The organism is Polaromonas sp. P1_G2 (assembly GCF_056405515.1).
Map to the genome: position 1 here is coordinate 1 of NZ_JBFUBY010000147.1, position 10,296 is coordinate 10,296.

Here is a 10,296-nt window from a genome sequence, read left to right on the forward strand (position 1 = left end):
GGCCCAGCTCGGCGGTTTTTTGCAAGGCCTCGCGGTTCATCCAGGCGAACATGAGCACATCGCCGCTGGAGGCTTCCTGTGCAATGACCGGGATCAAACCCTTGTCGTCCCAGCTGATGTCGTCAAGCCAATTTTGGGTCATGAGGCAATTGTCACGGATTTGGAAGGAGACACTAAAGCAAGGATATCGCGGGACCGGCTTTGCCGGACCGCAGATATCGCCCCGGCAGGGGGGAAGGCGCTACACGCAGTGAGCGTCYGACGGGGGTTGCGCCTATTCGACGGGGGTTACGTCATCCTCACGGGGATACCCCGTTCAGCCATATGCTGCTTCGCCTGCTGCACCGTGTATTCGCCGTAATGAAAAATGCTGGCGGCCAGCACTGCATCGGCGCCGCCCGTCTGCACGCCGTCGGCCAAGTGTTCCAGGTTGCCGACGCCGCCCGAGGCGATCACCGGCACGCTGACGGCATCGCTCACCGCGCGGGTCAGGGCCAGGTCGAAGCCCGACTTGGTGCCGTCGCGGTCCATGCTGGTCAGCAAAATCTCACCGGCGCCGCGCCGTGCCATGTCGGTGGCCCAAGCCACGGCGTCCAGGCCGGTGTTTTTGCGCCCGCCATGGCTGTAGACGTCCCAGCCCGGGCCCACGGGTTCGCCGGCGGGGGTCAGGCGTTTTTCGTCTTCCGCATTGCGGCGCTTGGCATCAATCGCCACCACGATGCATTGCGAGCCGTACTTGGCCGACGCGTCGGCGATCACCTGCGGATTGGCGATGGCGGCCGAGTTGAAGCTGGTCTTGTCGGCCCCGGAATTGAGCAGGCGGCGCACGTCTTCGACGGTGCGCACACCGCCGCCCACCGTCAGGGGAATGAAGACCTGCGAGGCCACGGCCTCGATGATGGGCAAAATCAGGTCGCGCCCGTCGCTGGTGGCCGTGATGTCGAGAAAGGTCAACTCGTCGGCGCCCTGCTCGTTGTAGCGCGCGGCGATTTCCACCGGATCGCCCGCGTCACGCAACTGGGTGAAATTGACGCCCTTCACGACGCGACCGCCGGTGACGTCGAGGCAAGGGATGATTCTTTTAGCGAGCATTTGGGTTCAGTGCGTCTGGCGGTGCTTGGGGATGTCTGTAGACACTCCTAGCCATTCAATTCATCTGCCCTAGCCTGCGCTTTTTCGAAATCAAGATCACCGCTATAAATCGAGCGCCCGCAGATCACGCCTTCCACACCCTCGTCCTCGACTTCGCAAAGCTTCTCGATGTCGGCCATGTTCGAAAGGCCGCCGGAGGCGATCACCGGAATCGTCAGCGCCTGGGCCAGCTTGACGGTGGCATCGATGTTGATGCCGGTCAGCATGCCGTCGCGGCCGATGTCGGTGTAGATGATGGATTCGACGCCGTAGTCCTGGAATTTTTTGCCCAGGTCTATGACTTCATGGCCGGTCATCTTGCTCCAGCCGTCGGTAGCGACCTTGCCGTCCTTGGCGTCCAGGCCGACGATGATGTGGCCGCCGAAGGCGGTGCAAGCATCCTGCAGGAAACCTGGGTTCTTGACGGCGGCCGTGCCGATGATGACGTAGCGCAGGCCGGCGTCGAGGTAGCGCTCGATGGTGTCCAGGTCGCGGATGCCGCCACCCAGCTGCACGTCGATTTCGCTGCCCACCTCGGCCAGGATCTGCTTGATGGCCGCCTCGTTCTTGGGCTTGCCCGCGAAGGCGCCGTTCAGGTCCACCAGGTGCAGGCGCCGCGCGCCCTTGTCGACCCAGCTGCGCGCCATGGCGGCCGGGTCTTCGCTGAAGATGGTGGATTGATCCATGTCGCCCTGTTTGAGGCGGACGCAGTGACCGTCTTTCAGGTCAATCGCGGGGATGAGTAGCATGTGGCGGTAAAAAAGACGGTAAAAAAAGAAAACGGGTGCTCAGGGTAACAAAAAGCGGGAAGCCCCGATACCGGGTCTGACCCAAGGCGGCTGTGAGTGGCTACGGGTTCCAGTGCAGGAAATTGCGGTACAGGGCCAGCCCGTGGTCGGCGCTTTTCTCGGGGTGGAACTGGGTGGCAAAAATATTATCGCGTGCAATCGCCGCCGCGAAGCGCGCGCCGTAATCGGCCTCGCCGGCGATGTGGCGCGCATCCGACGGGCGGGCATAAAAGCTGTGCACGAAGTAAAAGTAGGCGCCGTCGGGCACGCCGGCCCAGACCGGGTGGGGTGCCGTGCCCGCACCATTTTGGTAAACCTGGTTCCAGCCCATCTGGGGTACCTTGTAGCGGCTCCCGTCAGGCTGTGCCCTGCCCGCCAGTTCGAACTTGACGACCTGGCCGGGAATCAGCCCCAGGCCGGGGGTGCCGGCACCGCCGTCGCCGGGCTGGCCTTCGTCGCTGTGGCTCAGCAGCATTTGCATGCCCACACAGACGCCGAACAGCGGTTTGTGGGCCGCCGCGTGCAGCACCGACTCCAGCATGCCGGAATCGGCGAGCTCACGCATGCAGTCGGCAATGGCGCCCTGGCCGGGCAGCACAATGCGCTCGGCGTTCATGACGTCTTCGGCTTTGGAGGTGACCAGCACCTCAAAGCCGCTGCCCGCCGCCACATGGCGCACGGCCTGCGAGACAGAGTGCAGGTTGCCCATGCCGTAGTCGACCACGGCCACTGTTTTGGGTTTTGCCATCAGGGGTTCAAGAAGGGTTGGCTGTGAATTTAAGGGCTGCCGGCGCCCATTGTCAGGGGGCGATGCCAAAAACAAAGGTGGGTTTCGGCGCGGCGGCTTTGGGAAGAAGCTTAAAGCGAGCCCTTGGTCGAAGGGATCACACCGGCCGCGCGCGGGTCTATCTCCAGCGCCATGCGCAGCGCGCGGGCAAAGGCCTTGAACACGGTCTCGGCCTGGTGGTGGGCGTTTTCACCCTTGAGGTTGTCGATGTGCAAGGTCACGAAGGCATGGTTCACAAAACCCTGGAAGAACTCGTAGGCCAGCTGGCTGTCGAAGGTGCCGATCATGCCGCTCTTGAAGGGCACGTGCATCTCCAGGCCCGGGCGGCCCGAAAAATCGACCACCACCCGCGACAGCGCCTCATCGAGCGGCACATAGGCGTGGCCGTAACGGCGCAGGCCTTTCTTGTCGCCCACGGCCTTGGCCACGGCCTGGCCCAGCGTGATGCCCACGTCTTCCACCGTGTGGTGGCCGTCGATGTGCAGGTCGCCCTTGGCCTGGATGTCCAGGTCGATCAGCCCGTGGCGGGCGATCTGGTCCAGCATGTGGTCGAAAAAGCCTATGCCCGTGGACAGGCTGGCCTTGCCGGTGCCGTCCAGGTTGAGCTTGACGGTGATCTGGGTCTCCGCCGTGTTGCGCGAAACTTCGGCCGTCCTGGGTGCCAGGGGAACGGTGGAAACAGGTGTGGGGGTAGTCATAGGGATTTTTCAAGCGCCGCCAGCATTTGCGCGTTCTCGTCCGCGGTGCCGACCGTCAGGCGCAAACAATTGGCCAGCAATGGATGCATTTTAGAAACGTTTTTAACCAGCACCTTGTGCGATTTCATGCCTTCGAAGGCCCTGGCCGCATCGGGCACCCGCACCAGGATCATGTTGGCGTCGCTTTTCCAGGCTTTGACGCCCTTGGCAGCCATGCCGGCCAGCGCGTCCATCAGCACGGCACGCTGGGCCACCAGCGCCTCGGCTTGGGCGGCGAATTCGGCCTGGTGCTCCAGCGCGAACAGCGCGCATTCGTAATTCAGCACGCTGATGTTGTAGGGCGGGCGCACCTTGTCGACCTCGGCAATCAGGGCCTTGGGGCCCATCATGTAACCGATGCGCACGCCGGCCAGCCCGAACTTGCTCAGGGTGCGCATCAGCAGCACGTGGCCGTGCCTGGCAATGCGGTCGATGTAGCTTTTGCTCGAGAACGGCTGGTAGGCCTCGTCCATCACGACCAGCCCCGGCGCGGCTTCGACGATCTTCTCGATCACCGCGTCGTCCCACAGGTTGGCCGTGGGGTTGTTCGGATAGGCCAGGTAGATGATGGAGGGCTGGTGCTCCTGGATGGCGGCCAGCATGGCGGCTTCGTCCAGCTCAAAGTCGGCCGTCAGCGGCACGCCGATGAATTTCAGGCCCTGCAGCTGGGCGCTCATGGCGTACATCACAAAGCCCGGCAGGGGCGCCAGTATGGAGCCGCCTTCCACGTCGCAGGCCATAGCCAGCAGCGAGATCAGTTCGTCCGAGCCGTTGCCCAGCATGATGTCGAAGCCCTCGGGCATACACGCGTAGTCGGCCAGTGCCTTGCGAAGGTCGTTGACCCGGCCGTCGGGRTAGCGGTTCAGCGCCAACGCGCCCAGGCGCTGGCCCAGCCTGGCCTGCAGCGCCATGGGCAAGCGATGCGGATTTTCCATGGCGTCAAGCTTGACCATGCCGGCAGAGTCCTGGATGGCGTAGGCGTGCATGGACTGCACGTCCTGGCGTATCAGTTTTTTGAGCTTGTTATCCAACAGAGGGGCAGGCAGGGTCATGCAAGGGGCTCCAACAGTTCAACGCCGGTTTTAAAAGGATTGATCACCTGGACACCGCCGTAGTGCTGCTCATGGGCCAGGTTTTCGCTGAGCAGGTAGCGGCAACCCAGATGCTGGGCCGCCGCGACGACCAGGCTGTCCCGGTAATCCAGGCCGTAGCGGCTCTCCACCGCCCAGGCAGATTCAACGGTGGCGTGGTCGGTTAACCAGGGCTGCCAGAGCGCATAGCGGCGCACTTCAGCGCGCGCATCGCCCGCGGGCATGGGTGGCTGGATCTTGCGCGTGGCCAGCAGGTAAAACTCGTTGAGCACCTGCGTACTGGTGCGGCCCAGCCCGCGTCGCCACAGCACGGTCAGCCAGGCCAGCGCGGCTTGTTGCCGGGCCGGGTCGGCGCCGTCTTCGCTGTAGACCAGGATGCTGGCGTCGACAAAAACGTTGTTCGAAGCCTCGCTCATGCGCCGGCCTCATCCAGGTCGACACGTCTGGGATAGGGCTGGCCGTCGGACACCCACAGCCGGTCCTTGTTTTGCCAGTCGTGCATGGCGCGCTGGTAGGCGTCGGTCCGCTGCATCTTCTCGGCCAGCATCTCGCCCACCAGGCGCGAAACGCTGGTATTGCGCCGCGCCGCCTCGATGCGTGCCCACTCCAGGGCGGCATCGTCGACGGTGATGGTGACGTTCTTCATGGCCTGAAGTTTACACGAATTTCGTGTTGCACGAATTTCGTGTAATTTAAAGCCTTATTTCAGCCGCATCTCGGCCGCCCGCGCATGCGCCTGCAGGCCTTCGCCGTAGGCCAATTCGGCGGCGATCTTGCCTAGCACCTGGGCGCCGGCTTCGCTGACCTCGATCAGACTGGAACGCTTCTGGAAGTCGTACACGCCCAGCGGCGAGCTGAAACGCGCCGTGCCGCTGGTGGGCAGCACGTGGTTGGGGCCTGCGCAATAGTCGCCCAGCGATTCGCTGGTGTAGGCGCCCAGGAAGATGGCGCCGGCGTGCTTGAGCAGCGGCTCCCACTTGTGCGGGTCGCGGCTGGAGACTTCCAGGTGTTCGGGTGCGATGCGGTTGCTGATCGCGCAGGCCTCTTCCATGCTGCGCGTGTGGATCAGCGCGCCGCGCCCGCTCAGGGACTTGGCGATGATCTCGGCGCGCGGCATTTCGGGCAGCAGGCGATCTATGGCGGCCTGCACGGCGTCGATATAGGCGGCGTCGGGGCACAGCAGGATGCTTTGGGCGAGCTCGTCATGTTCGGCCTGGCTGAACAAGTCCATGGCGACCCAATCGGCCGGCGTGCTGCCGTCGGCCAGCACCAGGATTTCCGAGGGGCCGGCGATCATGTCTATGCCCACCGTGCCGAAGACGCGCTTCTTGGCGCTGGCGACGTAGGCATTGCCGGGGCCGGTGATCTTGTCGACCTTGGGCACGGTCTGCGTGCCGTAGGCCAGCGCGGCCACGGCCTGGGCGCCGCCAATGGTGAAAGCGCGAGTCACGCCGGCCACGTAGGCGGCGGCCAGCACCAGCGCGTTTTTCTCGCCTTTGGGCGTGGGCACGACCATGATGATCTCGCCGACGCCGGCCACGTGGGCGGGGATGGCGTTCATCAGCACCGACGAAGGGTAAGCCGCCTTGCCGCCGGGCACATAGATGCCGACGCGGTCCAGCGGCGTGACCTTCTGGCCCAGCAGGGTGCCGTCTTCGTCGCGGTAGCTCCAGCTTTCGCCACTGGCCTTCTTTTGGGCCTCGTGGTAGCTGCGCACACGGCGCGCGGCGGCTTCGAGCGCATCGCGCTGGGCGGCGGGAATCGCATCGAATGCGGCCTTCAGCTCGGCCTGCGTGAGTTCCAGCTGGCCCATGACGGCCGCCTCCAGGCCGTCAAAGCGCGCGGTGTATTCCAGCACCGCCGCATCGCCACGCTGCTGCACGTCGGCCAGGATGTCGGCCACGCGCTGCTCGATGGCGGCGTCGGTGTCGGCGGACCAATGCAGGCGCGCCTCGAATTCGGCCTCAAAGTTGGCGGAAACAGTGGACAGGCGGGCGGGTGCGGCGGTCGGCTTCATGGGTCAGGATTTTCGCGAGGAGGCCGTGGCGGCCGAAAGGGCGTCTATGAGCTGGCGTATCGGCGCCTGCTTGAGCTTGAGCGCGGTCTGGTTCACCACCAGGTGCGAGCTGATGTCCATGATGCGCTCCACTTCTACCAGGTGGTTGGCCTTGAGCGTGCTGCCGGTGGAGACCAGATCGACGATGGCGTCGGCCAGGCCCGTGAGCGGCGCGAGTTCCATGCTGCCGTAGAGCTTGATCAGGTCGACGTGCACGCCCTTGGTGGCGAAGAAGTCGCGCGCGATCGCCACGTATTTGGTGGCAACTTTCAGGCGCGAACCCTGGCGCACGGCGGCGGCGTAGTCAAACCCCTCGCGCACGGCCACGCTGATGCGGCATTTGGCGATCTGCAAATCAAGCGGCTGGTACAGGCCCTGGCTGCCGGACTCGAGCAGGGTGTCCTTGCCGACCACGCCGATGTCGGCGCCGCCGTACTGCACATAGGTGGGCACGTCGGTGGCGCGCACCAGCACCACGCGCACGCCGGGCTGGTTGGTGTCCAGGATCAGCTTGCGGGATTTTTCGGGATCGTCCAGCACCTCGATGCCGGCGCTTTTGAGCAACGGCAGGATGTCGTCGAAGATGCGGCCCTTGGAGAGCGCTAAGGTGATCATGCTTTGACCCGTTCTATGTCTGCGCCGATGCCGCGCAATTTCGCTTCCATCTGGTCGTAGCCGCGGTCCAGGTGGTAGATGCGGTCCACCAGGGTTTCGCCTTCGGCCACCAGGCCGGCGATCACCAGGCTGGCGGAGGCGCGCAGGTCGGTGGCCATGACGGTGGCGCCGGACAGCTTTTCGACGCCCTCCATCACCGCGACCTTGCCTTCGATCTGGATTTTGGCGCCCAGGCGCACCATCTCGTTGACGTGCATGAAGCGGTTCTCGAAGATCGTCTCGGTCACCGTGCTGCTGCCCAGCGCGATGGCATTAAGCGCCATGAACTGGGCCTGCATGTCGGTGGGGAAGCCGGGGTACTCGGTGGTGCGGAAGGATTGCGCCTTCATGCGGCCGCTGGCCTGGATGCGGATAAAACCCTCGCCCGCCGTCACGATGGCACCGGCTTCGCGCAGCTTGTCGATCACGGCGTCGAGGTGGTCGGCGCGGCCGTGCTTGAGCACGACGTCGCCGCCGGCGGCTGCCACGGCGCACAGAAAAGTGCCGGTCTCGATGCGGTCGGCTACTACCTGGTGGGTGCAGCCGTACAGGCGCTCCACGCCCTGGATGCGGATGCGGCGCGTGCCGTGGCCCTCGATCTTCGCGCCCATCTTGATGAGCATTTCGGCCAGGTCGCCGATTTCCGGCTCCTGGGCCGCGTTTTCCAGGATGGTCTCACCCTCGGCCAGGCTGGCGGCCATCAGGAAGTTTTCGGTCCCGGTGACGGTCACCATGTCGGTGGTGATGCTGGTGCCCTTCAGGCGCCCTCTTTCGCCATTCGGGCCGGCCGGCAGCTTGGCCAGCATGTAGCCGTGCTCCACGGCGATCTCGGCGCCCATGGCCTGCAAACCCTTGATGTGCTGGTCCACCGGGCGCGAGCCGATGGCGCAGCCGCCCGGGAGCGAGACCGTGGCTTCGCCGAAGCGCGCCAGCAGCGGGCCCAGGGCCAGCACGGAGGCGCGCATGGTCTTGACCAGTTCGTAGGGCGCCTCGGGCGAACTGAGCTTGCCGGCGTTGATGCGCACCGTGCCGTCGTCGCCGCGTTCGGCCTCGACACCCATGTTGCGGACCAGCTTGAGCATGGTGGCCACGTCCTGCAGGCGCGGCACGTTGCGCAGCGTGACGTCGTCGGCCGTCAGCAGCGCGGCGCAGAGCTCGGGCAGCGCGGCATTCTTGGCGCCTGAAATTTCGACCGTGCCTGCCAGCGGCTTGCCGCCCTTGATGAGTAGTTTGTCCATGTTTGTTCAGTTCGCGTTGCTGTTGTTATTGGCCCATTCGGCCGGCGTGTAGGTTTTCATCGACAGCGCATGCACTTCGTCGGTCTGCATGCGGCCGCCCAGTGTGGCGTAGACCTTCTGGTGGCGCTGGATCAGGCGCTGGCCTTCAAAGGCGCTGGAGACCACGGTGGCATACCAGTGGCGGCCGTCGCCCGACAGCTCGAGGTGCTCGCAGGGCAGGCCCGCGGCGATGATGGATTGGAGTTCTTCGCTGGTCATGTTTTGTGCTCAGTCAGTGCCGTATTTTGTAGCCGGTCCGCAGCAGGTTGACGGCGATGGCGCTGACAGCCAGCAGGGCCGTCGCCACGATGCCCAGGCTCAGCCACGGCGAGACGTCGCTGACGCCGAAAAAGCCGTAGCGGAAACCGTCGATCATGTAGAAGAAGGGGTTCAGGTGGCTGACCTTCTGCCAGAAAGGCGGCAGCGAGTGGATCGAGTAAAACACACCGCTCAGGAAGGTCATCGGCATGATGACGAAGTTCTGGAAGGCCGCCATCTGGTCGAACTTCTCGGACCACAGGCCGGCGATCACGCCCAGCGCGCCCAGCATGGCGGCGCCCAGCACCGCGAACAGCACGATCCACAGCGGCGCTACAAAAGCCGGCTGGCCGAAAAACACGGTGACGGCGAACACGCCCATGCCCACCAGCAGGCCGCGCGCGACCGAGGAGCCCACATAGGCGAAAAACCAGTGCCAGTGCGACAGCGGCGTGAGCAGCACAAACACCAGGCTGCCCATGATCTTGCTCTGGATCAGCGAGGAAGAGCTGTTGGCGAAGGCGTTCTGCAGCACGCTCATCATCACCAGGCCGGGCACCAGGAAGGCGGTGTAGCTGACCTGGTTGTAAACCTTGACCTGGTCTTGCAGCACGTGGCCGAAGATCAGCATGTAGAGCACGGCGGTCAGCACCGGCGCGCCCACCGTCTGGAAACCGACCTTCCAGAAGCGCAGGGTTTCCTTGTAGAGCAGGGTTTGCCAGCCGGTCATGTTGCTACTTTCGCGAGGTCTACCGCCACGGCAGCACCATCGCCAGCGGGCTTCTTGTTCATGACGTCGAGGAACACGTCTTCGAGGTCGGCTTTGCGGATTTCAACGTCTTCGGCCACCAGTCCCGCCTCGCGGATGGCCGCGAGGTATTGTTCAATTTCGTTCGCGTTGTGCGCCGGGAATTGCACGATACGGCCGGTGATGCGAGCCTGCACAGCGAGATGCGTGGGCAGTTCGCTGTCGATCTTGAAGCGCAGCACATTGGAAGACGCCGCCTTGAGCAGTTCGGAGGTCTGCGCCAGCGCCACCACCCGCCCCTGCTTGAGCATGGCGATACGGCTGCACAAGGCCTCGGCCTCTTCGAGGTAATGCGTGGTCAGCAGCACGGTGCTGCCCTGCTTGTTGAGTTTGGCGATGAACTGCCACAGAGTCTGGCGCAGTTCGACGTCGACGCCGGCGGTGGGCTCATCGAGCACGATGACCTGCGGTTTGTGCACCAGCGCCTGCGCCACCAGCACCCGGCGCTTCATGCCGCCCGAGAGCTGGCGCATATTGGCATTGGCCTTGTCGGCCAGGCCCAGGCTGACCAGCAGCTCGTCGATCCAGTCGTCGTTGTGCTTGATGCCGAAATAGCCGGACTGGATGCGTAGCGCCTCGCGCACCGAGAAGAAGGGGTCGAACACCAGTTCTTGCGGCACCACGCCGAGCTTGCGCCTGGCGTTGGCATAGTCGGTCAGCACGTCGCGGCCGTGTACTTTGACGCTGCCGCCGCTGGCGCGCGACAGGC

14 protein-coding genes are annotated in these 10,296 nt (G+C 64.4%); all 14 read right to left on the reverse strand.

The window, feature by feature from the left end:
- A partial coding sequence (locus AC1D0P_RS15445; protein WP_477677563.1) for a phosphoribosyl-AMP cyclohydrolase occupies positions 1–142 on the reverse strand: 142 nt, incomplete at its 3' end.
- 146 nt (positions 143–288) lie between these two features.
- Complete coding sequence (gene hisF / locus AC1D0P_RS15450; RefSeq protein ID WP_477677551.1) at positions 289–1,092, reverse strand: imidazole glycerol phosphate synthase subunit HisF; 804 nt, start codon at positions 1,090–1,092, stop codon at positions 289–291.
- A 47-nt stretch (positions 1,093–1,139) separates the two neighbouring features.
- Positions 1,140–1,880 (reverse strand): 1-(5-phosphoribosyl)-5-[(5-phosphoribosylamino)methylideneamino]imidazole-4-carboxamide isomerase, encoded by a 741-nt coding sequence (gene hisA / locus AC1D0P_RS15455; RefSeq protein WP_477677552.1) that lies wholly within the window; start codon positions 1,878–1,880, stop codon positions 1,140–1,142.
- Between the two features lie 100 nt (positions 1,881–1,980).
- On the reverse strand, positions 1,981–2,667 hold the full coding sequence (hisH, locus tag AC1D0P_RS15460) for an imidazole glycerol phosphate synthase subunit HisH (protein ID WP_477677553.1): 687 nt from the start codon (positions 2,665–2,667) through the stop codon (positions 1,981–1,983).
- Positions 2,668–2,777: 110 nt separating this feature from the next.
- Positions 2,778–3,404, reverse strand: coding sequence for an imidazoleglycerol-phosphate dehydratase HisB (hisB, locus tag AC1D0P_RS15465; RefSeq protein ID WP_477677554.1), 627 nt, complete (start codon positions 3,402–3,404; stop codon positions 2,778–2,780).
- Positions 3,401–4,495, reverse strand: coding sequence for a histidinol-phosphate transaminase (gene hisC, locus AC1D0P_RS15470; RefSeq protein WP_477677555.1), 1,095 nt, complete (start codon positions 4,493–4,495; stop codon positions 3,401–3,403). Before hisC ends, hisB begins: the two co-directional genes overlap by 4 nt.
- The gene (locus tag AC1D0P_RS15475) at positions 4,492–4,950 is read right to left on the reverse strand and encodes a PIN domain-containing protein (protein ID WP_477677556.1); all 459 of its coding nucleotides are present in this window, start codon (positions 4,948–4,950) and stop codon (positions 4,492–4,494) included. Before AC1D0P_RS15475 ends, hisC begins: the two co-directional genes overlap by 4 nt.
- On the reverse strand, positions 4,947–5,180 hold the full coding sequence (locus tag AC1D0P_RS15480; protein ID WP_436157475.1) for a CopG family transcriptional regulator: 234 nt from the start codon (positions 5,178–5,180) through the stop codon (positions 4,947–4,949). Before AC1D0P_RS15480 ends, AC1D0P_RS15475 begins: the two co-directional genes overlap by 4 nt.
- Before the next feature lie 54 nt (positions 5,181–5,234).
- Complete coding sequence (hisD, locus tag AC1D0P_RS15485; protein ID WP_477677557.1) at positions 5,235–6,551, reverse strand: histidinol dehydrogenase; 1,317 nt, start codon at positions 6,549–6,551, stop codon at positions 5,235–5,237.
- A gap of 3 nt (positions 6,552–6,554) precedes the next feature.
- Positions 6,555–7,205, reverse strand: coding sequence for an ATP phosphoribosyltransferase (gene hisG, locus AC1D0P_RS15490; protein WP_477677558.1), 651 nt, complete (start codon positions 7,203–7,205; stop codon positions 6,555–6,557).
- The gene (gene murA / locus AC1D0P_RS15495) at positions 7,202–8,482 is read right to left on the reverse strand and encodes a UDP-N-acetylglucosamine 1-carboxyvinyltransferase (RefSeq protein WP_477677559.1); all 1,281 of its coding nucleotides are present in this window, start codon (positions 8,480–8,482) and stop codon (positions 7,202–7,204) included. Before murA ends, hisG begins: the two co-directional genes overlap by 4 nt.
- A gap of 6 nt (positions 8,483–8,488) precedes the next feature.
- Positions 8,489–8,740 (reverse strand): BolA family protein, encoded by a 252-nt coding sequence (locus AC1D0P_RS15500; RefSeq protein WP_477677560.1) that lies wholly within the window; start codon positions 8,738–8,740, stop codon positions 8,489–8,491.
- Between the two features lie 13 nt (positions 8,741–8,753).
- The gene (locus AC1D0P_RS15505) at positions 8,754–9,509 is read right to left on the reverse strand and encodes an ABC transporter permease (protein WP_477677561.1); all 756 of its coding nucleotides are present in this window, start codon (positions 9,507–9,509) and stop codon (positions 8,754–8,756) included.
- Positions 9,506–10,296, reverse strand: a 791-nt coding sequence (locus AC1D0P_RS15510; RefSeq protein WP_477677562.1) for an ABC transporter ATP-binding protein, incomplete at its 5' end; no start/stop codon positions are given. The genes AC1D0P_RS15510 and AC1D0P_RS15505, both read right to left, overlap by 4 nt.